The organism is Mycobacterium sp. ITM-2016-00318 (assembly GCF_002968285.2).
Taxonomy (GTDB): Bacteria; Actinomycetota; Actinomycetes; order Mycobacteriales; family Mycobacteriaceae; genus Mycobacterium.
Genome location: NZ_CP134400.1, coordinates 2,721,420 through 2,747,766 on the forward strand (window position 1 = coordinate 2,721,420; position 26,347 = coordinate 2,747,766).

A 26,347-nucleotide genomic window follows, 5' to 3' on the forward strand; every position below is an offset into this window, starting at 1 on the left:
GGTGTCTGACGTGACTGAGACCGCGACGATCAAGCCGGGCAGCTGGCGCGAGCTGCTCGGCCGCGAACGGATCGGCACCGCGACGCTGCTGGCCGGTGGCGTCGGCCTGTATGCGACCAACGAGTTCCTCACCATCAGCTTGTTGCCGAGCACGGTCGCCGACATCGGTGGCCAACGGTTCTACGCGTGGGTCATCGCGGTGTACCTGGTTGGCTCCGTTGTCGCCGCTGCCGCGGTCAACCCGGTCCTCGTCAGATTCGGGCCGCGGGCGTCGTACCTGTTGACCCTCGCCATCTTTGGGATCGGCACGCTGGGCTGTGCCCTCGCGCCGACCATGGAACTGCTGCTTGTGGCCCGCACCGTGCAGGGTGCGGCAGGCGGCATGCTGGCGGGTCTTGGCTATGCGGTCATCAGCTCCGCACTGCCGAACCGGCTGTGGACACGGGCGTCGGCTCTGGTGTCGGCGATGTGGGGGGTCAGCGTCATCATCGGGCCTGCCGTGGGCGGGGTATTCGCCCAATTCGGCATCTGGCGTTGGGCTTTCGGGTCATTGGTGATCATGACGGCAGCCATGGCCGCTCTGGTGCCGGGCGCGCTCCCGGCCCGGCGGCCGAGTGACTGTTCGCCACCGGCGATCCCGCGAATTCCGGTGTGGTCGCTGCTGTTACTCGGTGCCGCTGCGCTCGCGATCAGTGTCGCGGGGGTGGCGCGGGCGCCACTCGCCACCTTCGGCCTGCTCGCCGCAGGCGCCGGGCTTGTCGCACTGTTCCTCTACGTCGAAGGTCGCACGAAAGCGACTGTCCTGCCGCGCGCGGCATTCGCCCCCGGTCCCTTGAAGTGGATGTACGTCACGATCGGGCTGCTGATGGCCGCGACGATGGCCGACATGTACGTGCCGCTGTTCGCGCAGCACCTGGCGGGCATGGTGCCCGCAGCGGCCGGGTTCTTCGGCGCGGTGCTGGCGATCGGGTGGACGGCGTCGGAGGTCGCGAGTGCGTCGGCCACCCGTACCCGCAGCATCGTCCGCCTTGTCGCGTTGTCTCCTGTGCTCATGGCGGTCGGGCTGGCGGTCGGCGCGCTGATACTGGGACGTCATCTTTCGTGGCCGCTGATCGTGGCGTGGGCCGTCGGCTTGTTCATCGCTGGTTGCGGTGTGGGCATCGCCTGGCCTCACCTGTCCGCGTGGATCATGGGTGCCGTCGAGGATCCGGTGGAAGCCGGCACCGCAGCGGCCGCGATCAACACCGTCCAGCTGATCTCCGGCGCGTTCGGCGCGGGGTTGGCCGGTGTCGTCGTGAACATGACCCATGGCGGGGACGCCGTGGCGGCGCGGTGGTTGTTCACCGTGTTCGCGGTGCTGGCCGCGGTCGGCTTGGCGGCGTCGTATCGCGCATCGCGCGGGCGCTAGTGTCGGACGAACGTGGACGGACGGCCGCTGTATGCCGGTCACGCCGAGCTGGACTGGCCTGAAGCGCCGTACGCCCAGTTGTGGCACGCGATCACTCTGCTGCGCGAGTTTCGCGGGGACGGGCACATCGCCGCGTTGGTCGCACACGGGCTCAGCGGTATCGAGGCACTGATCACCCATGTCGCGACGGGAACGGGCTTCACCCCCGAATTCGGCAGACGCCTGCGCGGCTGGAGCCGCGAGCAGTGGTCGGAAGGAGTCGAGGGTTTAGCGGCACGGGGTGTGCTCGACGCCGATGGCCGGCTGACGGCCGCGGGTCATGAACTCCGCGGCAAGGTCGAGGACCTCACCGACGAACTGGCCTACGCCCCATGGCGTTCGGTACCTGACGACGATCTCCAGGAACTTGTGGCGCTAAGGGAGGTCATCCGGGAGTGCGTACGCGTTGCCGGCGTCTTTCCGTCGAACGCATTCGGCCCGCGGTACGGGCAGCACCGCTAGAGCTAGCCGGGCCCTCGCCGAGCTGACGGATCAATTTGCTTGAGCCGGATTCTGCGGCGTCGTGACGGCGCCGTTGCCCTCGGTCGCAACAGCCTTCGCGATAGTCTTTGTGCCAGCGCCTATGCAAGGGAGCCACAAATGTCCGACGATAACCGGCAGGCGACCCATGGCAGTGCACAGCAGTTTGCGCAGGGTCGTCCCCTCTACCTCGGCACCGTGGTTCAATTCGCTCTGCGTTTGGTGATCGTCGTCTTCGTTGCCGTCACCTTGCTGTCCGAACCGCCGAGCAGGCATCAGTGGATCTGTGTTGCCATCCTCTGCGCATACGCCGCGATCGTCGGCTGCTGGAGCGTGTGGGCGTTGCGCTCCGGATGGCGAGCGTCCAGCAGAACACGGGTGACCCTGCTGGGGATCGCCGCCGACGTCGCGACCCTCTCTGCCCTCTCGGTATTGACCGGGATCACCTCACCGGAGGTCTGGACCTCGGACCTGATGGCCGACGCGTTGTTCCTGATTCCGTTGATCGCCGCGGCCCAGTTGGATCCCGTCATCAACGCCGTGATGGCGATTCCGACGGTGGCGGCGTTCCTGGTGACGTGCGCGGTCACGAAAACCCTGAACGAGGAGCCCTGGACGTCGATTGCGCTGAATACGTTCGTGCTGGCCGCACTGTTCGCGGCGTCCGTGGCGGTGTCGAACATCCAGCGGGACAGGGTCGTCATGATCGTCGACCTCGCCGAGCAACGTACGCGCTTGCTGCAGGACATGCTCGGTCTGGAAAAGCGTGAGCGCCAGGATATCTCGGAGCGTCTGCACGACGGTGCCCTGCAATATGTGCTGGTGGCTCGCCAAGACATGGATGACCTGCGGGACGGCTCGGCCGACGCGGTGGATCGGGTGGATGCAGCGCTCGTCGAGTGTTCAGGGCTGCTGCGCGACGTGGTCCGCGAACTCCATCCCGCTGTCCTTGCCAGGTCAGGTCTGAAGGCGGCCGTCGAGACGTTGGCAGCAGGCATCGGCACCCGCAACGGCTTGGTGGTCAACCTCGACGCGCGGACGTGGCCCGACGACGTGCGCACCGGCGCGGATCACGTGCTCTACGGTGTCGCCAGGGAGGCATTGACCAACGTCGTCAAACATGCTCGCGCCGAGAATGTTTGGGTGGAGTTGGAACTCCGCGATGGCCGCGCCACCTTGCGGATCGCCGACGACGGCGTCGGCATCTCTGAGGCCAAGCTCTCTGAGAGCCTCGAGAACGGCCATATCGGTATGGCCTCGACACGCACGAAAGTTCTTGCCGCCGAGGGCCAGTTCGATGTCAGGTCCACGTCGCCGGGAACAGAGGTGACGGTCAGCATCCCCCTGGATGTCGCGGCCGTCGACAGCACCGCCGAACTGGCCGCGCTCTAGCGATCATCGCGAGCGAAATGCTTCTGCGCGCCTGCCGGCAACGGCATAGTGACTTCGCGATGCGGGTGTGGCTGAGCGGATAGGCAGCGGCCTGCAAAGCCGTGCACACGGGTTCGAATCCCGTCACTCGCTCAAATCCGCCACCACGCGCAAGTCGGCGACCAACGCGTCGAACGCCTTGTCCCGGTCCTCCTGCGGACCGCGCAGGATCGCCGACGGGTGTATGGTCGCGACCACCTGCGGGTCGACGTCGAGATTCACCTGCTTGTCGTCGGCGGGGAGTCGAAGCACCTCGCCGCGATGCTGAGTCAGCCGAAAGCTGCTACCCATCAACGATTTAGCGGCCGTCGCACCCAGCAACACGACGACATCGGGCTGTATCGCATCGAGTTCGGTCAGTAACCACGGTCGACACGACACCACCTCGGTCCGGCTCGGTGTCTTGTGGATGCGTCGCTGTCCGCGCTCCTCGAATTTGAAGTGCTTCACCGCATTTGTCACGTAGACGCGTTCACGGTCGATGCCTGCGGCGACGAGCGCCTTGTCCAATAATCTGCCTGCCGGACCGACGAACGGTCGACCTGCCCTGTCCTCCTGGTCGCCCGGTTGCTCACCGACGAATACGACTTTCGCGTCCGCCGACCCGGCTCCGAACACCGTTTGGGTGGCATTGCGATAGAGGTCACAGCCCTTGCAGGCCTGCGATGCGTCTGACAACGCGGTCAAGTCGTCGGTGTCGGGCACGAACGCCGCGGCGCTGAGCGAGGCCATGCGACCGGAGTACCCGCTGCGCACCCGCTAACCCTGCGTGGCTCTAACTTCGTGTAGCCGCTGTCACGTCTGAGGCGCCGACGTGACGTTCACGGCGTCGAGAGCGCGAAGTCCCAGGACACCGCCTCTCCCGCCGGTGGATACTCCCATGTTTGCCGGACCACGGGTTAGGGTCGTTCGTTGGCGGTGCAAACGACTCTGGGAGGGTATGAATGAGTGGCTATCAGACCGTGGTGGTCGGCACGGACGGATCGGATTCGTCGTTACGTGCGGTGGACAAGGCCGGTCAGATCGCCGCGGGTTCGGGCGCCAAGGTGATCGTGGCGACCGCCTACTTCCCGCAGAGCGAGGATCAACGGGCTGCCGACGTCCTCAAGGACGAGGGCTACAAGATGTCGGGCAACGCGCCGATCTACGCGATCCTCCGTGAGGCGAAGGACCGCGCGGCCGCGGCAGGGGCAACGGACGTCGAGGAGAAGGCCGTCGTCGGCGCACCTGTTGACGCCCTCGTCGACCTGGCCGCCGAAGTCAACGCCGACCTGCTCGTCGTCGGCAACGTCGGCCTGAGCACCATCGCGGGTCGGCTGCTCGGCTCGGTGCCCGCCAACGTCGCGCGGCGCTCGAAGACCGACGTGCTGATCGTTCACACCACGCCGTAGCCTTCGGGGCGCGGACCTACGTCGCCGACGCCTTGGATATCTCGGCGATCGCCGCGTCCAGCGTCGCGTTGAATTCCTCGTCGCTCTGCTGGGCGGTCAATCCCTCGGTCAGAGCACGGGAGAAGCTGGCGATCACGCCGGTGTTGCGCGCGAGCTTCTCACATGCCTCGTCGCGGCTGTAGCCACCCGAAAGCGCGACCACGCGAACCACGTTGGGGTGCTCGACGAGTTCCCGGTAGAGGTTGTCGGTGTCGGGCAGCGTCAGCTTCAGCATGACCTTCTGGCCTTCGCCGAGCTGGTTCAGCCCGTCGAGCAGACCGGCCTTGAGCTGGACCTCGGCCTCGGCCTTCCGCGCGCTGTGGATGTCGACCTCTGGCTCGATGATCGGCACGAGGCCCTTGGCGAGGACCTGCTGGCCGATCTCGAACTGCTGCGTGACGACGGCGTCCAGGCCGGCCCCCGGCAGCTTGATGACCGACCGCTCCTTGGTGCCGAAGACCCCGTTGGCCACCGCCCGGTCCAGCAGATCGTCGAGGCCGGGCATCGGCTTCATCGTCTGGGCGCCGTCCTGCTCGTCGTTGAGGCCCTTGTCGATCTTGAGGAACGGCACGATGCCCTTCACGTTCCACAGATAGTCCGCCGACGGTCGGCCCTCGATCTGGCGGTCCATCGTCATCTCGAACAGGATCGCGCCCATGATCCGGCCCGCGTCGAAGGCGGGGCTGGTGATGATGCGGGTCCGCATCTCGTGCACCAGGTCGAACATCTCGTCGTCGCCCGAGTACGAGTCCTCGGCGATGCCGTACAGCTTCAGCGCTTTGGGGGTGCTGCCGCCGCTCTGGTCGAGTGCCGCGATGAAGCCGGCGCCGCTGTGCGCCTTGTTGAACTGGTCGGTGTTCACGTCTGCCCTTTCTTCGTCATCAGGCAATCTAGCGCTGACCGGACAGCCGATTGACAGCCGCCTCGGTCAAATCTCCATCATTCCCGATCTGGGGTGGGACACTCCGGCTGACGGAAGGGTCAAACATGACGTCGACACTGCATCCGACCGGAATCGCCCGCCGTGAGAACGGTGTGCCTCCCCCCGAAGTGCCGCTCGGCGACATCGACCTGGGCTCGATCGGGTTCTGGGACCTCGACGGGGACCTACGCGACGGAGCATTCGCGACGCTGCGACGCGAGTCGCCGATCGCGTTCTTCGATGTCGCGGATTTCCCCGGGTGGCCTGCAGGGCCTGGCCACTGGGCGCTGACCAGGTACGACGACATCCACCATGCGAGCCGCCATCCCGAGGTCTTCAGCTCCGTACCGACGTGCTCGTCATTGAACGACGTCCCGCCCGAGATCGCGGAGTTCTCCGGTTCGATGATAAACCTCGACGACCCGCGCCATCTGCGGCTGCGCACGATCGTCAACCGAGCGTTCACGCCGAAGGTGGTGGCCCGCATCGAGGGCAGCGTGCGAGACCGGGCACGCACGATCGTGTCAAACATGGTCGCCAGCCATAACGATGCCAAGGCCGAATTCGTCGCCGAGGCTTCTGGCTTGCTTCCACTACAGGTGATCTGCGACATGATGGGCATTCCAGAAGAGGACGAGGCGAAGATCTTCCACTGGACCAACGTGATGTTGGGAGTCGGTGACGAGGAAGTGGCCGGCGAATACGCCGACGTCGTCGCGGTGCTCGGCGAGATCGTCGAGTATGCAATGGGTCTCGCCGAGGAACGACGCGCCCATCCAGGTGAGGACCTCACCACCAGCCTCGTTCAGGCCGAGGTCGACGGTGAGCGCCTCACATCGGTCGACATCGCGTCGTTCTTCATCCTGCTGTCGGCTGCGGGCAACGAGACGACGCGCAACGCCATCAGTCACGGGATGGTGGCACTCACCCGGTACCCCGAGGAACGGGAGAAGTGGTGGGCGGATTTCGACGGCCTGGCAGCCACGGCGGTCGAGGAGATCGTCCGATGGGCATGCCCGGTCATCTACATGCGACGCACTTTGACCCAGGACGTCGAGATGCGCGGCATCGAGATGAATGCGGGGGCCAAGGTTTCGATGTGGTACAACTCAGGCAACCGCGATGAAGCCAAGTTCGACAGGCCGTGGCTTTTCGACCTGGCCCGGGATCCCAACCCGCAGATGGGGTTTGGTGGTGGCGGTGCGCACTTCTGCCTGGGTGCGAACCTGGCGCGCCGGGAAATTCGTGTGCTGTTCGAAGAACTTCACCGTCAGGTACCCGACATCGTGGCCGTGGAGGAGCCGTCGCTTCTGCACTCCGCTTTTCTGCACGGCATCAAGCGGTTGCCCGTTGCGTGGACGCCGCCCGCATGACGGACTTCGTCACCGCAGGACGCGGCTGAACTGCCGGAGCGGGTGGATGCCGTGAAGGTCGCGGTACGACGGGGGGCGTCGGCCGCCGTCGTCGTCGATGCCGTACTCGCGTGCCAGCTCAGCGCCGATCCATGTCTGACCGCTCTTCTCCATCAGCGCAGGATCGTTGAACAGCGCCCAGATCAGGTGGCCGGTCAATTCGGGGGTCTCGGCGATATCGAGCAGGCCGCCGAACTTCTCCGGGTCGCCCGCCACGAGGTTCTTCAACCGCTCGGTCAGCAGGATGCCCATCCAGATGGACACCGAGGCGACGCCGAACTCCTCGAAGTCGACGGCCATGTCGGCGGCCATCTTGTCCACCCCGGCCTTGTGCACGCCGTACGACGGCCCGAAGACGTAGTGCGCCGCACCGGGCGCGGATGTGAAGACGACCAGCCCGCGGCGCTGCGGGATCATCAGCGGCGCGGCATGCACCGTGGCGATGTAGGCGCTGCGAAGCCCGACGTCGAGGATGTCGATGACGTTGGTCGGCTTGTCCCAGAATGGTGTCCTCGCCATCATCTCGTCGCGGATGATCGCGGCGTTGTTGACCAGGATGTCCAATCGGCCCTGCTCACGGGCCACCCGGTCGAACAGCGCCTGGGTCTGCTCGTCGTCGGCGTGGTCGACGGGCGCGGCGATGCCTTCACCGCCCGCCGCCGTCACCAACTCGGCGGTCTCATGGATCGTTCCGGCCAGCGGGGACTGCCCGGGCGTCTCGGTGCGTCCCGTGACGTAGACGGTGCACCCGTGGCTGCCCAGCGCGTGGGCGATTCCGCGCCCCGCGCCCCGGCTCGCCCCTGTGACGACGGCGACCGTCTTGTCGGCGGCCATCACCAACCGCGCTCTCTCCATTCGGCGAGGTGCGGCCGCTCGGCGCCCAGTGTGGTGTCGTCGCCGTGACCCGGGTAGACAACCGTCGAGTCGCCGTAGACGTCGAAGACGCGGTCGCTGACATCGCCGAGAAGCTTCTCGAAATCGCCCTCCTGCCATGTCTTGCCGACCCCGCCGGGAAACAGGCAGTCGCCGGTGAACAGGTGGGTCGCGTCATCCGCCCCTTCGAGGGCCAGCGCGACCGAGCCCGGTGTGTGGCCCCGCAGGTGGATGACGGCGAAGGACAGCTCGCCGATCTTGATCGTGTCGCCGTGGGCCAGGAACCGGACCGGCTTCACCGGGAGCGGCTCTGAGTCGAGTTCGTGAGCCGCGGTGGGCGCGCCGGTGGCCTTCGCCACGGCGTCCAACGCCTGGATGTGGTCCCAGTGCTGGTGGCTGGTGACGATGAGCGACAGCTTGGGCGCGTACCGCTCGATCAGCTCGAGCAGGATCTCGGCGTCGTTCGCGGCGTCGATGAGTAGCGTTTCGCCGGTCCGGGAACACGTGATCAGGTAGGCGTTGTTGTCCATCTTGCCCACCGAGACCTTGACGATCGACGCGCCGTCGATCGTGCGGCGAGCGGCGCATCTGGGCTCGACGTGACCGGTGTAGTTGTCGTCGACGACTGTCATGGTGCTCACCGTATCGGCCTCGGCTAGGACTTGACTCAGGAGTTGTCGGTGGCGGCACATAGCATGGGGATCAACTATGTCTTCGGGAGGTTTAACGGGTGTCTGACCGCCTGGTTGTCAAGGGTGCGCGGGAGCACAACCTGCGAAGCATCGACCTCGATCTACCTCGCGATGCGCTGATCGTCTTCACCGGACTGTCCGGGTCGGGCAAGTCCTCGCTCGCGTTCGACACGATCTTTGCCGAGGGCCAGCGGCGGTATGTCGAATCCCTCTCGGCGTACGCCCGACAGTTCCTCGGCCAGATGGACAAGCCCGACGTCGACTTCATCGAGGGCCTGTCGCCCGCGGTGTCGATCGACCAGAAGTCCACCAACCGGAACCCGCGGTCGACGGTCGGCACCATCACCGAGGTCTACGACTATCTGCGTCTGCTGTACGCGCGCGCCGGGACGCCGCACTGCCCGGTATGCGGGGAGCGCATCGCCAGGCAGACCCCCCAGCAGATCGTCGATCAGGTGCTGGCCATGGACGAGGGCCTGCGGTTCCAGGTGCTCGCCCCGGTGGTGCGGACCCGAAAGGGCGAGTTCGTCGACCTCTTCGACAAGCTGAACTCCCAGGGCTACAGCAGGGTTCGGGTCGACGGCGTGGTGTATCCGCTGACCGAGCCGCCCACACTGAAGAAGCAGGAGAAACACGACATCGAAGTCGTCGTCGACCGCCTGACCGTCAAGGCGTCGGCCAAGCAGCGGCTGACCGACTCGGTGGAGACGGCACTCAACCTCGCCGACGGCATCGTCGTGTTGGAGTTCGTCGACCGCGAGGACGACCATCCGCACCGGGAGCAGCGCTTCTCCGAGAAGCTGGCCTGTCCCAACGGGCATCCGCTCGCCGTCGACGACCTGGAACCGCGGTCGTTCTCCTTCAACTCGCCCTACGGCGCCTGCCCCGAGTGCACCGGTCTGGGTATCCGCAAGGAGGTCGACCCCGACCTCGTGATCCCGGATCCGGATCTCACCCTGGCCGAAGGGGCCGTGGCGCCGTGGTCGATGGGCCAGACAGCCGATTACTTCACCCGCATGCTGTCGGGTCTGGGCGACCAGATCGGCTTCGACGTCGACACCCCATGGAAGAAGCTGCCTGCCAGGGCCCGCAAGGCGATTCTCGAGGGTTGCGACGAGCAGGTTCATGTGCGCTACAGGAATCGCTACGGCCGAACCCGTTCGTACTACGCCGATTTCGAGGGCGTGATGGCGTTCCTTCAGCGCCGGATGGAGCAGACCGACTCCGAGCAGATGAAGGAGCGCTACGAGGGTTTCATGCGCGATGTTCCGTGCCCGGAATGCGACGGCACCCGGTTGAAGCCCGAGATCCTGGCCGTGACGCTGTCGGCGGGCACCTACGGCCGCAAGTCGATCGCCGAGGTGGCAGAGCTCTCGATCGCCGATGCCGCGGACTTCCTGAACTCGCTGACGCTCGGGACGCGCGAGTCGGCGATCGCAGGCCAGGTGCTCAAGGAGATCCAGTCGAGACTCGGCTTCCTGCTCGACGTCGGTCTGGAGTATCTGTCGTTGTCACGCGCGGCTGCGACGCTGTCCGGTGGTGAGGCGCAACGTATTCGGCTCGCGACGCAGATCGGGTCGGGCCTCGTCGGTGTTCTCTACGTCCTCGACGAGCCGTCCATCGGCCTGCATCAGCGTGATAACCGCAGGCTGATCGAGACCCTGCTGCGGCTGAAGAACCTCGGCAACACGCTGATCGTCGTCGAGCACGACCTCGACACCATCGCACATGCGGACTGGGTGGTCGACATCGGCCCGCTCGCCGGGGAGCACGGCGGTCGAATCGTGCACAGTGGTCCGTATCAGGAACTCCTGAGCAATCGCGAATCCCTCACCGGCGCTTATCTTTCCGGCCGAGAAAACATCGAAGTACCTGCCATGCGGCGGCCCATCGACCGTAAACGACAGCTCACCGTGGTCGGTGCAAGGGAGCACAACCTGCGCGAGCTCGACGTGTCGTTCCCGCTCGGCGTGCTGACGTCGGTCACCGGAGTGTCGGGATCCGGCAAGTCGACTCTGGTCAACGACATCCTCGCAGCGGTGCTGGCCAACAAGCTCAACGGCGCCCGCAACGTTCCTGGCCGGCACACCCGCGTCAACGGTCTGGACCATGTCGACAAGTTGGTCAGGGTCGACCAATCGCCGATCGGTCGTACGCCGCGGTCCAACCCGGCGACCTACACCGGCGTCTTCGACAAGATCCGCTCGCTGTTCGCCGCCACCACGGAGGCCAAGGTGCGCGGTTACCAGCCGGGCCGGTTCTCGTTCAACGTCAAGGGCGGCCGGTGCGAGGCGTGCTCTGGCGACGGCACGATCAAGATCGAGATGAATTTCCTCCCCGATGTGTACGTGCCGTGCGAGGTGTGCAACGGCGCCAGGTACAACAGGGAAACCCTCGAAGTGCACTACAAGGGCAAGACCGTCTCGGAGGTGCTCGACCTGTCGATCGAGGACGCGGCCGAGTTCTTCGCTCCGATCAGCTCGATACACCGGTATCTCAAGACGCTGGTCGACGTGGGGCTGGGCTACGTGCGGCTGGGCCAGCCTGCGCCGACGCTTTCGGGCGGTGAGGCGCAGCGCGTCAAGCTCGCGGCAGAGCTGCAGAAGCGTTCGACGGGTCGGACGGTCTACATCCTCGACGAGCCGACCACCGGCCTGCATTTCGAGGACATCCGCAAGCTGCTCGACGTGCTCAACGGGCTCGTCGACAAGGGCAATACGGTCATCGTCATCGAACACAATCTCGACGTCATCAAGACGTCCGACTGGATCATCGACCTCGGCCCCGAGGGCGGATCGGGAGGCGGAATCGTCGTCGCCGAGGGTTCGCCAGAGGAGGTCGCCGCAGTCACGGAAAGCTACACCGGCAAATTCCTCTCCGAGGTGCTGGACGCGGTACCTGCCAAGACCACCTCGACGAGGCGTCGCAGGAAGGTCAGCGCGTAAGTTATATTCTCCCTATCTGAGAATGCCATTACCGCACGACACAGTAGGGAGACCATGTGAAAACGGTGGTGATCGGCGCATCGAGCGGGCTCGGGCGCTGCATTGGGGTCGGGCTGGCCGAGCGTGGCCATCGAGTGGCGCTGCTCGCCCGTCGACGTGAACGCATCGAGAAGGCGGCCGCGGAGGCAGGCGCGGACGCAGTCGCCGTCGAATGCGACGTGACCGACGAGGCGTCGGTGCGCTCGGCCATCAGAGAAGCAGCCGACGCCCTCGGCGGCATCGACAACATCGTCTACACCCCGGCGATCGGGTCGGTCGTGCGCCTTGTGGACACGGACGCCGAAACGTGGAGCCGCGTGTTCGCCACCAACGTCACGGGCGCCGCCATCGCGACGGCGGCGGCCATTCCGTTCCTGACGGAGTCGGCGGGCAAGGTGGTGTACCTGTCGTCGGACGCAGGCACCTACGGACCACCGTGGCCGGGGCTTGCCGCATACGGCGTCAGCAAGGCTGCCCTGGAACGGCTGATCGAGGCCTGGCGCGCCGAGCACCCGGGCGTCGGGTTCACGAGCCTCATCGTCGGCGAGTGCGCGGGCGGCGACGGCGATTCGGCGACGGGCTTCAGTACCGGCTGGGACCGGGAGCTCGCCGGGGAGTTCTATCCACAGTGGATCTCGCGCGGTTGCATGCCGGGGCAGCTCATGCCCGTCGAGGACCTTGTCGAGGTGGTTCACACCATCCTGCAGACCAAGTCGGCGACGTCGATGCCCGTCGTCGTCGCACGCGGCGCACCGTAGACCGCCTAATAGCCGACAGACGGCAGCCACGCCCCACGCGGATCGGTGTAGGCGCCGATGCTCATCAGCGTCGACTGCTGCACCAACTGCAATCCCGCGTTCAGGCACCACCTCATCAGCGCGGTGTTGCGTGACGGCACCAGAAAACCAAGGCCGACGATGGTTTCGGCCGCACCCAGCAGAGCGATTATGTCCCCGTCGGTCTCACCGACCGCGTGGAATAGATAGCCGTAGCCGGTCGCGTATCCGCTGATCGCGCCGCCACGTTCGACGACTCGTGCGGTGCCGGCGCCGATCCACTCAGTCAACTCGCCGTGACGATCGTGGCCGTGTACTCGCCGACATAACTCGTCGCAGCTTCCCACGTCGTTAGGGGTGGCGGTGCGGACGTCGCCCTCCGTCCTGCCTGGAGTCCTCATGTCGCCCTGGAACACCGACAGCGGTTCACGAACGGCGAACCCCAGCTTGGCATATAGAGAAAACGACCGGTAGTTGTAAGCGGTCTGGACGAGGCGAACACCGCGGGCGTCGCGCTGGGCGGAGCGCTGGAGAAGGCGTTGCATCAACTCCCTGCCGACGCCGCCCTGGACGGAAGGGTGGACGCTGACCGGACCGATGCCGATGATTTGGCCGCGCTCGTCTTGGAAGGCGCTCCCGACGACACCGCCGTCTCGCTCGGCCACCATGCCGAAGATGCCGTCGGTTCCCAGCATCGACTCCATCATCATGGCCGTGAATTCCGGTGACTGGGGCTCGATGGGAAACGCGTGGTGGGCGGCGAGCGACTCGAAGGCGGCGTACATGGCGCGTGCACAAGCATCGGCGTCGATCGGCGTTGCCTGGCGAATCACGGTGCCGGTCATCAGCTCATCGTCGCCCTCGACAGCGGTGAAGGGAAGCGCGGGCTGATCCGCACCCCGTCGAGCCAGTCGGTCAGCGCATCAGCCTGGTGTGTCAGTGCCGCGCGGCCGTCTCGCCCGACATCGTCGAGCAGTCTCAATTCGACGCGTCCGTCGGCGTCCTGCACCCAGCCACCGACCACCATCCCGTTCCACCAGGCTGTGGGCCCGGCGTTGCCGTTCGTGTCGAACACGTGGCTGCGGTGCTCACCGAGATACCAGCCTCGGTCGAACCATCCCATGGTCGTCGGGTCGAGGCCGGGCAGCAGCGCGCCCCAGGGGTCAGGTGCGGGTTCCTCATCGAGATCGTCGGGTAGCGCGAAGCCCGGCGTTCCGCCCAGATCCACCTCAACCGCGTCGATATCGCGCAGAGCTTGCCGCGCCCACGTCAACGTGTTGCCGAACCACCACTTGATGTCGGTGACGGTGGCCGGTCCGAAGGTGCGCAAATATCTCGAGACCAGTTGTGCACGTGCCGCTTCCAGCGTGATGTCATCACGACGCTCGGCGAGCCAGTCCGCGGCGGCCGCCCAGCGGGGCCGCGATGTCGTCCACGTCCCTTCATTGGGGCCGCGGACGATCTCGCCGCGGGCACTCAGCACGGTGAGCACTCGCGGCGAAAGCGGAGTGTTTCCGCCCCAAAGCTTTCCGGGTGCCGGATCGTAGGTGCCCGCCAGCTCGTGGAGTGCCGCGCGCAACTCTTTGGCGCTGGTCGGGCCGTTCTCGGCGAGGTGCCGCAACACCGCCTGACACGCGCTCTCCAACCACCGCTCACCGTCGCCGGCGATACCGGCCTTCTGCGCATCGGCGATGAGCCTCCGGCGTTCGTTTTCGGCGACCCGGTCGCTGGCGGCCGCCTGAACGTGCGGTAGGTAGGCGGCGCCGACCACCCACAGCGTGCGCCGCATCGCGAGGTGCTTGACGGCGCTGCGGCGCTCGTATAGCGCGGCGTCCAGGTCCGGCACCGCGAAGCCCGGCAGCCGGGCCCACAGCGACAGGTACGGGGTGGCTGGGTCGGTGGCATGCAAACCCACCAGGTCGCTGACCACGTCGTCAAGCTCGGTGGCGGGTGCAGCCAGAAACTGCCGCCGCGCCAGCCGGGCCCGCCGCTCGGCGTCAGAGAAAGACCGCATCGGTTGGACACCGTACCCACGCGGCCCGACGAAGTTTGGGATCGGTAGGGATCCGGCCCGTCTTGACTACGTCACGACGCCGCCGACACGGCGGCGCACGAACGAAGGGACTACGACGATGAACCGAGTTGTCGTTGGCGCGCTGGGACTGCTCGCAGGCGCCGCGCTGATGGTGGGTTGCTCGAACGACAAGGGTGGGTCGGAGCCGACCGCGGCCGCCGCAGGAACCCAGGCCGGCGCGGGCGGAGCCACCGACGTCAAGGTTGACGGGGGCGATCTCGCAGGGCTGGACAAGAATTCCGTGACCTGCGTGAAGCAGGCCGGCAAGATCACCGTCGCCAGTAGTGCGATCGGCGGTCAGCAGGGACTTGGCATCGTGATGACCGACGCCGACACGCCGACCGTGGAGTCGTTGGGCATGGTGGTGGACGGCAACGCCCTCGCCGTCAGCAACATGGGCGGCATGAAATCGGGCTCGGCCGAGGTCAAGGTGGATGGCGACACTTACACCATCAAGGGTGAAGCCACCGGCGCCGACATGAAGAATCCGATGGCCGGCATGATCACCAAGCCGTTCACCGTCACGGTGACCTGCAAATAACCGGAATCAGCGGAGCGGCGGGCGTGCATTGCGCGCCCGCCGCTTCCTAAGATTGCGCCATGAGCACTGCAGAGCTCCAGCGGGCTCGCAGCTTGATCTTCGCCGCACAGGAAGAGACGGCGAAGGATCTGCTGATCTCTTTGGGCGAGGACATCGAGGACGGCGAGCGGGACGACATCCTTCTCGAACTCTTCGCCCTGCTCGGTGAGCTCTACCTCGTCCGCACCGCCTACGACGGCACCGAGGAGTGTATTCGCCGCATCGACGACTGCCTTGCCGTCTACCGATCGATTGGGGCGGGCACCGATCCCCAAGCGGCCGCGCGGGTGACGATGTCGGACACCGAGATCGACCGCATGGTGTGTCGGTATACGCGCCGCGCCCAGTTCTTACGGACTGGGCTCGCGGCCGCCGCCCACGGTGACCACGAGGGAGCGGAACTCGCCCTGTTCGTCCTGTGCAACGACGAATCGGGCGGGGCGCACCCCGACCTGGCCGACGAGCACCGATTCCTGATCACGTACGCGCAGATTCTCTGTGCGGGCGCGCTGTGCGACGACGATCTCCATGTTCAATCGGTTCCGTTGTGGGAGAGAGTGATCGAGGCGATCGATCGACCCGGCGCGGGCAGCGAGTCCGACGACCATCTGCTCGTTGCGGGCGCCACCGGCTACGGCAGGTTCTGCATCGAGACCGGCAGGTTGTCCGAAGCGGAGCCGTGGCTGCGCAGAGCAGGCGCGCGAGCGGAATCCCGGGGCTGGGCGTTGGCGAAGGCGAGAACGCAACTCGAGCGCGGAACTGCCGCGTGGGCGTCGGGCGACGTCGGGCAGACCCAGACCCTGGTTCACGAGGCGTATCCCGCCATCGCCGAGGGCTATCGTGCCCACGACGTGTCCAGAAGCTGGCTGTACTTCGGCCTGATCGCCATGTCGTTGAACAAGCTCGACGATGCCGACGAGCGTTTCGGCTACGCCGAGAGGCATTGGCGCGAGGTGGAGAAGCCGCTGCACATCCACCGGATCCTGCTGCAGCGCAGTTGGGTCGACATATTGCGGAACCGCTTCGATGCGGCGACCGAGAAAGCCGCGCAGGCAAGGGAACTCCTAGACTCGTGGCCGCGCCACAGCTGGCTGCAGTACGCCAGGCTCGACGACCACATCGGCAGCATCCTGCGCGCGCAGGCGCTGGCCGAGCCCGCTGATGCCGCACGCAAACTCGAGCAGGCCGCCGAGCTGAAGGTGCCCGCAGCGCTCGCGGTGGACTCGGTACGGCACGCGATCGTCGACGCCGATGCCCGAATGCGGTGGGCCACTCTGGTGTCGGCGCGGATTCTCGCGGGCGCCTTCGCCGTGGCCTACGAGTGGGGTAACACCGGTCTGCTCAGCGAGCTCGTCGAGTACCACTGCGCGCGCGGTGCTTTCAGCACCGAACCGACCGACAGCGTCGCCGTCGACTGGATGGGCGCGGCCACCGCAGCGGTACCCGTAGAGGCAGATGACGAGTACGCGCTGGTTGCCGCGGGTTCGCCGGCGGCCTCGCTCACCGGAGGGCTGACCCGGCTCGGACCACTGCCGCCGCTGCGCATGGATCCCGATATGCCACCGATCATGAGCCGTTACCGCCAGTTGGCGCAGCAGCGGTACGGCCGTGAGATCACCTCGGGAGAGGTCGCTTGGTCGACGTGGCCGTGAGCGGCGCTCCGGGGCAGACCTTGGTCCTACGGTTCGCCGACGTCGGCGTCGCCACCTACGCCAGCCTTCGCGTCCTCGGTGCACCGTCGCGCACGGTCACCTGGGTGGTCGATGAGCCGACGCTGGTCACAGCGTTGGAGCAGCTGGCGCGGGCGCTACCGGACCCGCACGGCGCCGAAACCCAACGCGAGGCCGTCGAACGCGCCATCGCCACAGGGCCTTTCGCGTCACAGGGCGGCGAGTCGGAGATCGCGCGCCTGCTGGGCTCTCAACTCATCGCGGCAGCCGCATGGCAGCTGCTGAACGATTGCGCCGCATCGCCTCGCGCGGCTCTGTTCATCTCGCCCAGCGCGCGGCTGGCAAGGGTGCCGTGGTCCGCCTTGGCGATGCCAGGCGACGACGGTTTCCGGCTCATCGAACTCGTCGATGTGCTGATGGCTGCACCGCCCAACATCGTGAACGCGTCGCGGTATGCCGTCGACTGGCAGACCAGGAAGGACGAACCGCCGCTGCTGGTGCTCGATCCGCGCGTGCCCGGACAGCGGCCCGATTCCCCGCTGGGATCGGTTCTGGGCCGACCGTCGCCGGAGACGCCGTTGGCGCGCCATTTCGGCGAGTTGATGAAGCGTCGAGCCGTACTGCCCGGGGTGGCAACCGCTGTCGAGTTGTTCCGGCGCAGTGATGCAGGCCGGGGGTGGCTGGCCGGCCAGCTCGCGCTCTCACCGAGCAGACTGCTCTATGTGGGACATGCGACTGCCGCGGACGGCGATGTGGGCCATGCGGACCGCGCGGCGCTGCACCTCGCAGACGAGCGGCCACTGACAGCGGCGGATCTGATGTCGGCCCGGCTGCCGTTTCCGCCTCGAGTCGCGCTCCTGGCGTGCGCGTCTGGTGGCGACTATCAGTTCGACGAGGCGACGGGGCTTGTCGCCGCCTTCATTCTGGGCGGTGCGCAGCTGGTGACGGCCACGCTGTGGTCGCTTCCCACTGCCGCCGGCTACCGGCACTTCGCCCCGGATTCCGTTGACTTCAGCGCTGATCCGATGGCCGATGCGATCGTGGCGGTCGACACCGCCCACGAAAACCCCGACGCGGGTGGCGCAGTCAACCGTTGGCAACGCGCGCAGATGCGGAGGTGGCGCGATGGGGATGTGACCGCGAGCCCGCTGTATTGGGCCGCGCTGGTCACATTCGCCGTCGGCGGGGCCCGGTGACGGTCAGGCGGGCGGCACAGACACCGCGACCTCGGTCTCGTCCTCCGGCCGGAAAAACGTGTCGATGACACTGCCCGGTGCGACCTTCGTCATCGAAGACGCTGGTATCAAGGCGGTTTCGTGGACGGCGAACTGACCGCCGCCCGGCCTGCGAACCATCAGGTCGAGCTCGACCTCGCGGTAGTCCTCCAGGCGTTCACCGGTTGCACGCATACCGGTGATGACGCTGTGGGAGCGGATTCCGTGCCGGATCAGCCCCAGCTGGTGGCCGGTGAGCAGTCCCTTGTCGACGAGCATCTGATCGAAGGCGGCACGGACCGCCATCATGTCGTCGGCCAGCGAAAGGCGTTCTCGGGCAGCGGGGTCGAAAGCGACGAGCAGGACGGCGCCGGGACGCAGCGTCGAGGTGATGGTGTCGTCTCGGAGCCGGCCGGCGAATCGCAGCCCCGTCACGCTCTCGACCTCGATCGTGGCCGCGTCAGTGATCGTGGATACGACGCCGACGCCGACGCCGACGCCGGTGGCGGTAGCGGGGTGTTTCGCCGATGCGCGGGAACGGGTGAGAAGAAGGGTCGTGGAGATGCCGACTCCGATAACGGCAAGCACGGTGGGCAACATCGCATGAGGCATGCATCTAGGTTCGGCCGGCGGCTCGGCTACCGAACCCAACTTTCCGGCTAGGTGATATTCACCCCCGCTCCTATCCTCTAGGAATGACCACGGGTGCTGCAGCAGGCACGGCGATCGCGGTGGCGCGGCCGCGTCAAGCCGTGATCGACGCAGCCTGGCGGGCGATCGGCCAGGGCGTCGAGGTGCTCAGCGGTGACGACGGCGGTCCGTTGCGCAGGAGCGTCAAGCGGATCATCGACCCCCTTGTGCTGCGGTTGCGCTCGAATACGCAGTACTCGGCGCCGTTCGTCGACGCCGTCGTGGCATCGGCGATGCACGAACTGATCGTCGGCAACGCGGCCGCGCTGCGGGACGCAGCAGCGTGGTTCGAGGTGCTCAAGCGTGAACGCCGCAGGCTGCGCATCACGGCTGGCAACGCGCAGGAACTGTACTTTCCCGTCTGCTTCGAACTCGCCGTTACCAAAGGGTCGCCGTCAGGCGCCGATGACGAAGCGGCAGCGGTGCTGCGTGACATTCACGCCGACCGTGATCGCACCGGTGTCGAGGTGCTCAACCGCTTCGTCGCAGACGAGCAGGTCGTCGCGAAACTGTCAGAGCAGCTTCGACACAGCTGGCGAGACGTGCGGGCAGGCGGCGAGATCACCGGCCCGTTCCTCGCGGGGCTGTCCACGGTGCTGGGGTCGGCGCAGGGCCATTCCGAGAAAGTGGCACGGCAACGGGTGTGGTCGGCGCTGATCGCCGACGCAACGCCGTACAACCTCGGCGCAAAGGCTCATGATGCGAAAGCAGACCTACCGTGGTCGATCGTATCGCTTGGGTTGAGTTCGGTTGAGCCGCAACAACCTCCGGCGGTCGTAGGTGGATCAGCCTCTGACCGGCCGCTGAATCGTTCGGTCGTCGACCGCGTTCGTGGCACGCTGCGGCGCGCCCTCGATCGCGATGAATTGCCTGACGTCCCACTGCTGTGCGCGGAAGAGGTCGACAGGTCCTGCGCGCCATGGGGGCTGCTTGCCGAGGACAATCAGGCCACGCTGATAGCCGGAATCGAGATCGCGGTCGATCTCGCGCCACTGACCGACGCGGTGCCGCGCTATCAGCTGTCCTGCCTGATTCAGGCGCGGCTGCGCAAAGAGGCCTACGTCATGCATGCGCGCCGGTATCTGGTGGAGGGCGGCCCGATTCACCCCCGCCAACAGCAGGTGAACGACGATCTCTCCGAGTTCGCGCGTCCGTATCTGAGTCGGTTGTGGGCCCGACTGCACGGCCGCGACGTCTGGCAGGAGCCGTGCGCCGACGTCGACGACGTTCGGTCGCTGCTCGAGGGGGTTGCACGATCGGTGAGCCTCGACCACCGTCAGCGGATCAAGGCGATGTTGCAGGAGGCCGGATGAAACTCGTCGCCGAATCCGGTTTGTGGAGCACCGGCCCGCAGTCGACACCGACTCCGCTTGTCGCGGTGCTGGAAGTCAGCGGCGCCGTGCTGTCGTGGACGATCGACGACGCTGCGGTTGCTCCGACCATCACGTTCACTGACGTGTCCCGCGCCGACTGGCTGTGGCGCCTGCTCGGCGAATCCGGCCACAGCGCGGTCGCGGCAGCGATGAACGGACGCCTACCCGACAATGCCCAGACGATCGACGTGAACGGCGTCGCCGTGCTGCCCGGATCGGTGGACCAGCTGCGGCGGTTGGCACTCGGTCACTGGATGCGGCGCTGGTGGCCTGCCAGCCATCGCGACGGTATCGCTGCCCTCAACGGCGCCCTGCTCGACGCCGAGATCGCGCTCCTGACATCGGGTGCGCAGGACTTCTTCGGCGATGACACCTTCGACTCGGACATGGCTGGGCTTCTCGCTGGCCATTCGGCAGCCTTGAATGAACTTGTCAGGGTGGGGGATCCGCGCGTCGTCGACTTGGTGCGTTCCGCGAGCGAGCTGACCGACGACGTCGGCATCGTCCTCGCCGAGCCGGTCGCCACTGCACCGCAGCGCGACGATTACGCCCTCGCGGCGGGCGCCGATCGGGATCGGCGAGCCACCGAAGCCATTGCGCGAGGGACCACCTCGGTGGCGTGGGCGGGCGTTCCGCCTGCGATATTCGACGCCGCGGAGAACACGGTCGACTGGCACGTCGAGGCGGCGGCACCCGGTGTCGATGCCGTTGTCGCGGTGGAGTTGTTGGGGTCCGGCTCACCCGCGGGTATCGCCGCGCGGCTGCGAGCAGGCGATCTGCGCGGCGAGGGTGTCCTCGATTACCGCGGGCACGCCCGCTTCCCGCTGCTCGACGCGCAGCAGCAACCGGTGACGGAATCAGCGGCCTGGAACCACGATTGGCAGTTTCCCAGGCTGACGGTCGGTGTCGACGTCGATGAATCGGCGCAGACGCGCGGCCGGGTTCGCGACTTCGCGCGGGTCCGCTTGGCTGCTCCTGCCGGCGATGCCTTTCTCGCCGAGATACTGGCCGCCGAATCGGATTATTAGGACTTCTCGTCGTCTGAGCGCATCGATTTGCGGATCTGTTCCAGCCGTTCCGCTGCCGCGCGTTGACGCTCCTCGTACTGCTCTTCCACTGAGCGGCCCTCTGGAGTTTCGGCAGCGAGTTCGGTCGCGCCGATCGCAGTTCCGTACCGCGTCTCGATCTTCTCGCGGACCGATTCGAAGGTCGGAATCCCGTCAGGCGTGTACCCGGTATCGGCGGCCTCCGCGGGCGGCGGGGCGGGTGGTGGAGGCTCGAGCGCTTCGGAGGTGGCTTCTTCCGGCTCGGGCGTTGGCTCGTCAGCGGTCGGATCGCCGGACATGAAGTCACAGTACTCGGAATGTGGTTCAGCTTTGTCGGAACCACCGCTGGTCGGATCCGGCGGTGGGACACTGCGGTCATGGCGCGGATGCCGGATACGCACTACGCAACAGGCCCCACAGGCAAGATCGCCTACCAGGTCATCGGAGATGAACCCATCGACCTTGTGATCGTGCCCGGCTGGATATCCCATATCGACAAGCAATGGGACGACGCATCGTGGCGAGGGTTCATCGAGGAACTCGCTTCGTTCGCTCGTGTGGTTGTCTACGACAAGCCCGGTACCGGTCTGTCGGATCCCGTTGACGGTGTACCGACGGTGGAGAACCGGGCCGACGACTTGCGCGCAGTGATCGACGCGGCCGGCTGCGAACGACCGGCCCTGTTCGGGTTTTCCGAGGGCGGCCTCATCAGCACGTTGTTCACCGCGTCCTTTCCTGAGCGAGTCAGCGCCCTTGTCCTTTATGGAACCGGTGCTGGCGGAACCCCGGACAATCTGGACATGTCGACACAAGTGCGGGCTTTCGAATTGATCGCCAAACTTCGATCGACAGTCGAACACTGGGGCGAGGGCCTGACGATTGATTGGGCGGCGCCCAGCAAGAAGGGCGACGCCGAGGAGCGTCGGAGGATGGCGGCTTTCGAGCGTGCCGCGATGAGCCCCAAGATGGCACTGATCACCTGGCAGGCGGTCCTGCGCCAGCTCGACATGGCGGATGTATATGCCAACGTGCGAGTTCCGACTCTGGTTCTACATCGCAAAGACGACATGATTCCCGTCGAACTCGGGCGGGCGTTGGCCGCGAGGATCTCAGGGGCTCGCCTGGTCGAGCTTGAGGGGATCGACCACATTCCGTGGTATGGCGACTACAAGTCGATCACCGGCGAAATCGAGGAGTTTCTCACCGGCCAGCGTCACCAACATCTGCCGGATCGGGTACTGGCCACGGTGCTGTTCACCGACATCGTCGAATCCACCCGACGCGCGGCCGAGCTAGGTGATCACCGCTGGCGCGAACTACTTCAACGCCATGACGAGATAGCACGCGTCGAAATCGCTTCCTATCAGGGCCGTTTCGTCAAGCAGACAGGCGATGGTCTGCTTGCGACCTTCGACGGTCCAACCAGAGCTGTCCTCTGCGCGACGGCACTCTCCGAGCGCATGCCACAGATCGGTCTCGATATTCGTGGCGGTCTGCACACAGGTGAGTGCATACGTCGAGGCGATGACATCGGCGGTATTGCGGTTCACATCGCGGCCCGGATCGCAGCAAAGGCCTGTGCAAAGGAAGTGCTCGTGTCGAACACCGTGAAAGACCTGGTCTACGGCTCCGGAATCACCTTCGAGGATCGGGGCGCACACAACTTGAAGGGCGTCCCCGGGGTATGGCAGTTGCACGAACCGACCGGTTACCACGATCCGGTTGAGAACGCGCTTGCCGCGGCGGAACAGTACTAGCGCCACCTACTCGCGGCTGTCTGTTCGAACGAGGGGGCTGACCGGCGTGGGCGGGAGCGGGGTGGGCGGCACATCGGGTGTTCCGATCTGGCCGGCCAGCCTGGGCAGGGCGGCGGCGAATGCGTGCGAGGCGAACGGCCAGTCGTGTCTGCCCGGCCGACTGTGAGTCGGCTACTACCGGGGTTTGGCCAGTGGAAAAGGCAGCGTCTCACGGATGCTGCGGCCGGTGATCAACATGACCACCCGGTCCACACCCATGCCCAGTCCGCCGGTCGGCGGCATCGCATACTCCATGGCCTGCAGGAAATCCTCGTCGAGCTCCATCGCCTCCGGATCGCCGCCCGCCGCAAGCAGCGACTGCTCCTGCAGGCGCCTGCGCTGTTCGACCGGGTCGGTGAGTTCGCTGTAGGCGGTGCCCAGCTCGACTCCCCACGCCACGAGATCCCAGCGCTCGGCGACCCCGGGAATGCTGCGGTGCGGCCGGGTCAGCGGCGACACCGACGTCGGGAAGTCCTTGTAGAACGTCGGCTCCTCGGTTCGGTCCTCGACCAGGCGCTCATAGAGCTCGAGGACGACCGCGCCGGCGTCCCAGTGGTTGAGGTACGGGATGTCGGCGGCGTCGCACAGCCTGCGCAAGGTAATCAGGTCGGTTTCCGGCCCGATCTCCTCGCCGAGCGCCTCGGACACGGCGCCGTGCACCGTCTTGACCGTCCATTGACCGGAAATGTCAATCTTTTCGAGCGTGCCGTCGTCGCCGGGCCTCAGAAAAACGTGTTCACCGTTGGCGGCGAGCGCGGCGTTCTGGATCAGTTCACGGCAGCCGTCGATCCACACGTTGTAGTCGGCGTGTGCCTGATACGCCTCCAGCAGCGTGAATTCGGGATTGTGGCTGAAGTCAACGCCTTCGTTGCGGAACGCGCGGCCGAGTTCGAAGACTCTTTCGACGCCGCCGACGCACAACCGCTTGAGGTACAGCTCCGGTGCGATGCGCAGATAGAGATCGAGATCGTAGGCGTTGATGTGGGTGAGGAACGGGCGTGCGTTGGCGCCACCGTGAATCTGCTGCAGTATCGGGGTCTCGACCTCGAGAAACCCCTTTCCGACCAATGTTTCGCGGATGGCGTGCAGCACGCCGCTGCGCGCTCGGATGAGTTCACGGGCTTCGCTGTTGATCGCCAGGTCGACGTAGCGGGCGCGTACCCGGGCTTCCTGGTCGGTCAGGCCCTTCCACTTGTCGGGGAGTGGGCGCAGGCACTTGCCGATCAGCCGCCAGCTGCCAACGATCAACGACCGGATGCCCGACCGGCTGTTGCCCATCGCGCCGGTCACCTCGATAAGGTCGCCGAGGTCGATCGCACCGGTGAAGTCCGCGGTGGTCCCGCTATTCAGTTCCGAGTTGTCAAGCAGCAGTTGAACTTCACCTGACCAGTCGCGCAGCTGCGCGAACAGCACACCGCCGTAGTCGCGAATTCGGAGCACCCGGCCCGCCACGGTCAACCCGGTGCCGTCGGCGGTCTCGATCGCCTGGTCGACCGTGTGACTCGGTGCCTGTCCGACGGGATAGGCGTCCACGCCACTGGCTTGCAAATCCTTGAGCTTGGCCATCCGGACGCGCACCTGTTCGGGCAGCCGGGGCGCGTCGCCGTTCTCCGGCAGGTCGGCCCGCAGTCCGGCCAGGTCGGGCGCGCTGCCGTCGTGATGCAGCAGACCCGTGGCGACGAGGCGCTGCGGAGCGGCAATGTGCTGTCCGGTGTGTTGTTCGTTGCGGCGTGAAAACGGAAGAACCAGAAAGCCTTCTGCGATCACCGATGCGACGCCGACCCGCGGGACCAGCCGGGCGTCCTCATAGCAGGCGTAGCGCGGCACCCATTCGGGCTTGTACTTCATGTTCGAGCGGTACAGCGTCTCCAGCTGCCACCAGCGGGAGAAGAAAACCAGCAGCCCCCGCCACAGCCGCGCGACCGGACCTGCGCCGAGCTGCGCGCCGTGCTCGAACGCCGACCGGAACATCGCGAAGTTGAGCGAGACCCGGCTGACGCCGATGCCCTCTGCCTGCTGCAGCAGCTCGGTGACCATGAATTCGATTGTGCCGTTTGGTGATTGCGGTGACCGTCGCATCAAGTCGAGCGAGACACCGTTGTTGCCCCACGGCACCAGCGACAGCATCGCGACAACGGTCTCGTGCTGCAGCGCCTCGATCAGCAGGCAGTCGCCGTCGGCCGGATCGCCGAGCCTGCCCAGCGCCATCGAGAAGCCGCGCTCGCTCTCGGTGTCGCGCCAGGCGTCGGCCCGTTTCACGACGGCGGCCATCTCGTCGGGGGAGATGTCGCGGTGTCGCCGCATTCGCACCGTGAGCCCGCCACGGCGCGCGCGAGTCACGGCCTGGCGGACCGCGCGCATGTCGGGGCCCGACAGCCGGAAACCGTCGGGGTGCAGGATCGCCTCGTCGCCGAGTTGCAGCGCGTTGAGTCCTGCTTCGCGAAACGATTGCGCCGCAGCCGAGCTGGCGCCCATCACGCCCGGCGCCCAGCCGTACTCCTGGCACAGTCGCAGCCACGCCTCGATCGCCTGCGGCCACGACTTCGGATCGCCGACCGGGTCGCCGCTGGCGAGGCATACTCCGACCTCGACGCGGTAGGTGATCGCCGCTCGTCCGTTCGGCGCGAACACCGCAGCCTTGTCCCGTCTCGTCGCGAAGTAGCCGAGCGAGTCGTTCTTCCCGTACAGCTTGAGCAGCCCGCGGATCGCCGATTCGTCCTCGCCGGTGAGTGCATTCTCGGAGCGCTGCGACCGGAACAGCACGATCGCGGCGGCCATCAGCGCCAGAGCGCCGAACAAGCCGAGAACTGCGTTGACGAGCACGTGCGGGTGCTGGCCGTCGAAGGCGTTGGAGTCGACGCCTGCGAAGGCTGCGACGCGGTTGACGGCGTAGGCCAGCCGGTAGTCGCGCTCCAGCGAGCCGGGAAAGAGTTCGAGCAGACCCCAGCCCACCAAAATTCCGATCGCCAGCCCGGCGATCAGCGTGAGCGCCGCCTTGAACAGCGCACCGCGGCGCACCTTCGCCCAGAACTCCTTGCGGGCTAGGATCAGGAAGACGACCGCCGCGATATGGAAGGCGAGGCCGATCATCTCGCCGGTCTCCTGCATCCACGTCTCGCCCCTTGCGACGATGTCGTAGACGTTCCAGACGATCGACGCGGCCATGTAGAGGACGAGGATCAACCAGGCGAGGCGTTTGCGGGCCGCCAGCGCAGCGGCCAGCAGCGCCAGCACGAAGGCCCACGCGAAACTCGTGTCGGGGAAGTTGAAGATGTAGTCGTTGACGAACTCGCGAGGTTCCTTGATGAGCCATCGGATGCCCGGTGAGACGCTCGCCAGAAGTGACAGCGTGGCGATGACGCCGACCGTCCAGCCTGCGGCCGCCGGCACCCAGGAATAGTGGGATCTGGGTCGGACCAGCGGCGGGCTAGTGAGGGTCATAGGCCGCGAGGATATT

22 protein-coding genes, 1 tRNA gene and 1 pseudogene are annotated in these 26,347 nt (G+C 66.3%); 14 read left to right on the forward strand and 10 right to left on the reverse strand.

Annotation, left to right across the window (positions count from 1 at the left end):
* Positions 1-10: 10 nt before the first annotated feature.
* The 4 genes from C6A82_RS13305 to C6A82_RS13320 all read left to right on the forward strand — a co-directional run bounded on the left by C6A82_RS13305 (position 11) and on the right by C6A82_RS13320 (position 3,451).
* Positions 11-1,408, forward strand: a complete 1,398-nt coding sequence (locus C6A82_RS13305; RefSeq protein ID WP_105346385.1) for an MFS transporter — start codon at positions 11-13, stop codon at positions 1,406-1,408.
* 12 nt (positions 1,409-1,420) lie between these two features.
* The gene (locus C6A82_RS13310; RefSeq protein WP_105346383.1) at positions 1,421-1,909 is read left to right on the forward strand and encodes an SCO6745 family protein; all 489 of its coding nucleotides are present in this window, start codon (positions 1,421-1,423) and stop codon (positions 1,907-1,909) included.
* 138 nt (positions 1,910-2,047) lie between these two features.
* On the forward strand, positions 2,048-3,319 hold the full coding sequence (locus C6A82_RS13315) for a sensor histidine kinase (RefSeq protein ID WP_105346382.1): 1,272 nt from the start codon (positions 2,048-2,050) through the stop codon (positions 3,317-3,319).
* Positions 3,320-3,380: 61 nt separating this feature from the next.
* Positions 3,381-3,451 (forward strand) — tRNA-Cys (locus C6A82_RS13320).
* Here C6A82_RS13320 and C6A82_RS13325 read toward each other — a convergent pair.
* Positions 3,443-4,090 (reverse strand): UdgX family uracil-DNA binding protein, encoded by a 648-nt coding sequence (locus tag C6A82_RS13325; protein ID WP_105346380.1) that lies wholly within the window; start codon positions 4,088-4,090, stop codon positions 3,443-3,445. The genes C6A82_RS13320 and C6A82_RS13325 overlap by 9 nt on opposite strands.
* Positions 4,091-4,302: 212 nt before the next feature.
* Between C6A82_RS13325 and C6A82_RS13330 the strand changes: the two genes are divergently transcribed.
* Positions 4,303-4,749: a universal stress protein gene (locus C6A82_RS13330; protein WP_105346378.1), complete on the forward strand. Its 447-nt coding sequence runs from the start codon at positions 4,303-4,305 to the stop codon at positions 4,747-4,749.
* Positions 4,750-4,765: 16 nt separating this feature from the next.
* On the opposite strand, the gene C6A82_RS13335 is transcribed toward C6A82_RS13330, so the two are convergent.
* Positions 4,766-5,650, reverse strand: a complete 885-nt coding sequence (locus tag C6A82_RS13335; protein WP_105346376.1) for a fructose bisphosphate aldolase — start codon at positions 5,648-5,650, stop codon at positions 4,766-4,768.
* Between the two features lie 125 nt (positions 5,651-5,775).
* On the opposite strand from C6A82_RS13335, the gene C6A82_RS13340 reads away from it, so the two are divergent.
* Positions 5,776-7,083 (forward strand): cytochrome P450, encoded by a 1,308-nt coding sequence (locus C6A82_RS13340; RefSeq protein WP_105346375.1) that lies wholly within the window; start codon positions 5,776-5,778, stop codon positions 7,081-7,083.
* 9 nt (positions 7,084-7,092) lie between these two features.
* On the opposite strand, the gene C6A82_RS13345 is transcribed toward C6A82_RS13340, so the two are convergent.
* The gene (locus tag C6A82_RS13345) at positions 7,093-7,956 is read right to left on the reverse strand and encodes an SDR family NAD(P)-dependent oxidoreductase (protein ID WP_105346374.1); all 864 of its coding nucleotides are present in this window, start codon (positions 7,954-7,956) and stop codon (positions 7,093-7,095) included.
* Positions 7,956-8,627 carry an MBL fold metallo-hydrolase gene (locus C6A82_RS13350; RefSeq protein ID WP_105346392.1) on the reverse strand — a complete coding sequence of 224 codons (672 nt, stop codon included), beginning with the start codon at positions 8,625-8,627 and terminating at the stop codon, positions 7,956-7,958. Before C6A82_RS13350 ends, C6A82_RS13345 begins: the two co-directional genes overlap by 1 nt.
* Before the next feature lie 98 nt (positions 8,628-8,725).
* Here C6A82_RS13350 and uvrA point away from each other — a divergent pair, with 98 nt between their 5' ends.
* Complete coding sequence (uvrA, locus tag C6A82_RS13355; protein WP_105346372.1) at positions 8,726-11,632, forward strand: excinuclease ABC subunit UvrA; 2,907 nt, start codon at positions 8,726-8,728, stop codon at positions 11,630-11,632.
* 65 nt (positions 11,633-11,697) lie between these two features.
* Positions 11,698-12,429 carry an SDR family oxidoreductase gene (locus C6A82_RS13360; RefSeq protein ID WP_105346390.1) on the forward strand — a complete coding sequence of 244 codons (732 nt, stop codon included), beginning with the start codon at positions 11,698-11,700 and terminating at the stop codon, positions 12,427-12,429.
* Positions 12,430-12,434: 5 nt separating this feature from the next.
* On the opposite strand, the gene C6A82_RS13365 is transcribed toward C6A82_RS13360, so the two are convergent.
* Positions 12,435-13,292: a GNAT family N-acetyltransferase gene (locus C6A82_RS13365; RefSeq protein ID WP_105346370.1), complete on the reverse strand. Its 858-nt coding sequence runs from the start codon at positions 13,290-13,292 to the stop codon at positions 12,435-12,437.
* Complete coding sequence (locus tag C6A82_RS13370; protein ID WP_105346368.1) at positions 13,292-14,461, reverse strand: winged helix DNA-binding domain-containing protein; 1,170 nt, start codon at positions 14,459-14,461, stop codon at positions 13,292-13,294. The genes C6A82_RS13365 and C6A82_RS13370 overlap by 1 nt, the downstream gene beginning before the upstream one ends.
* Positions 14,462-14,579: 118 nt before the next feature.
* On the opposite strand from C6A82_RS13370, the gene C6A82_RS13375 reads away from it, so the two are divergent.
* Genes C6A82_RS13375 through C6A82_RS13385 form a run of 3 tightly spaced genes read left to right on the forward strand, consistent with a single transcriptional unit; the run spans position 14,580 to position 17,967 of the window.
* Complete coding sequence (locus tag C6A82_RS13375) at positions 14,580-15,062, forward strand: lipoprotein LpqH (protein WP_105346366.1); 483 nt, start codon at positions 14,580-14,582, stop codon at positions 15,060-15,062.
* Positions 15,063-15,121: 59 nt separating this feature from the next.
* On the forward strand, positions 15,122-16,753 hold the full coding sequence (locus C6A82_RS13380) for a hypothetical protein (RefSeq protein ID WP_105346364.1): 1,632 nt from the start codon (positions 15,122-15,124) through the stop codon (positions 16,751-16,753).
* Positions 16,735-17,967 carry a CHAT domain-containing protein gene (locus tag C6A82_RS13385; protein ID WP_105346363.1) on the forward strand — a complete coding sequence of 411 codons (1,233 nt, stop codon included), beginning with the start codon at positions 16,735-16,737 and terminating at the stop codon, positions 17,965-17,967. The genes C6A82_RS13380 and C6A82_RS13385 overlap by 19 nt, the downstream gene beginning before the upstream one ends.
* A 3-nt stretch (positions 17,968-17,970) precedes the next feature.
* On the opposite strand, the gene C6A82_RS13390 is transcribed toward C6A82_RS13385, so the two are convergent.
* Positions 17,971-18,597, reverse strand: a complete 627-nt coding sequence (locus C6A82_RS13390; protein ID WP_105346361.1) for a hypothetical protein — start codon at positions 18,595-18,597, stop codon at positions 17,971-17,973.
* A gap of 83 nt (positions 18,598-18,680) precedes the next feature.
* Here C6A82_RS13390 and C6A82_RS13395 point away from each other — a divergent pair, with 83 nt between their 5' ends.
* Together C6A82_RS13395 and C6A82_RS13400 are read left to right on the forward strand one after the other, a co-directional pair.
* Complete coding sequence (locus C6A82_RS13395; RefSeq protein ID WP_105346359.1) at positions 18,681-19,988, forward strand: hypothetical protein; 1,308 nt, start codon at positions 18,681-18,683, stop codon at positions 19,986-19,988.
* Positions 19,985-21,076 (forward strand): hypothetical protein, encoded by a 1,092-nt coding sequence (locus C6A82_RS13400; protein ID WP_105346357.1) that lies wholly within the window; start codon positions 19,985-19,987, stop codon positions 21,074-21,076. The genes C6A82_RS13395 and C6A82_RS13400 overlap by 4 nt, the downstream gene beginning before the upstream one ends.
* Here the strand turns inward: C6A82_RS13400 and C6A82_RS13405 are convergent.
* Entirely contained in the window at positions 21,073-21,393 is a 321-nt protein-coding gene (locus C6A82_RS13405; protein ID WP_199193824.1) for a hypothetical protein, read from the reverse strand. The genes C6A82_RS13400 and C6A82_RS13405 overlap by 4 nt on opposite strands.
* A gap of 87 nt (positions 21,394-21,480) precedes the next feature.
* Here C6A82_RS13405 and C6A82_RS13410 point away from each other — a divergent pair, with 87 nt between their 5' ends.
* Positions 21,481-22,851 (forward strand): adenylate/guanylate cyclase domain-containing protein, encoded by a 1,371-nt coding sequence (locus C6A82_RS13410; protein WP_105346386.1) that lies wholly within the window; start codon positions 21,481-21,483, stop codon positions 22,849-22,851.
* Between the two features lie 6 nt (positions 22,852-22,857).
* On the opposite strand, the pseudogene C6A82_RS26980 reads toward C6A82_RS13410, so the two are convergent.
* Positions 22,858-23,010 (reverse strand): annotated as a pseudogene (locus C6A82_RS26980) (hypothetical protein); the annotation flags it as partial.
* 15 nt (positions 23,011-23,025) lie between these two features.
* Positions 23,026-26,331 carry a bifunctional lysylphosphatidylglycerol synthetase/lysine--tRNA ligase LysX gene (gene lysX / locus C6A82_RS13415; RefSeq protein WP_105341797.1) on the reverse strand — a complete coding sequence of 1,102 codons (3,306 nt, stop codon included), beginning with the start codon at positions 26,329-26,331 and terminating at the stop codon, positions 23,026-23,028.
* Positions 26,332-26,347 lie beyond the last annotated feature (16 nt).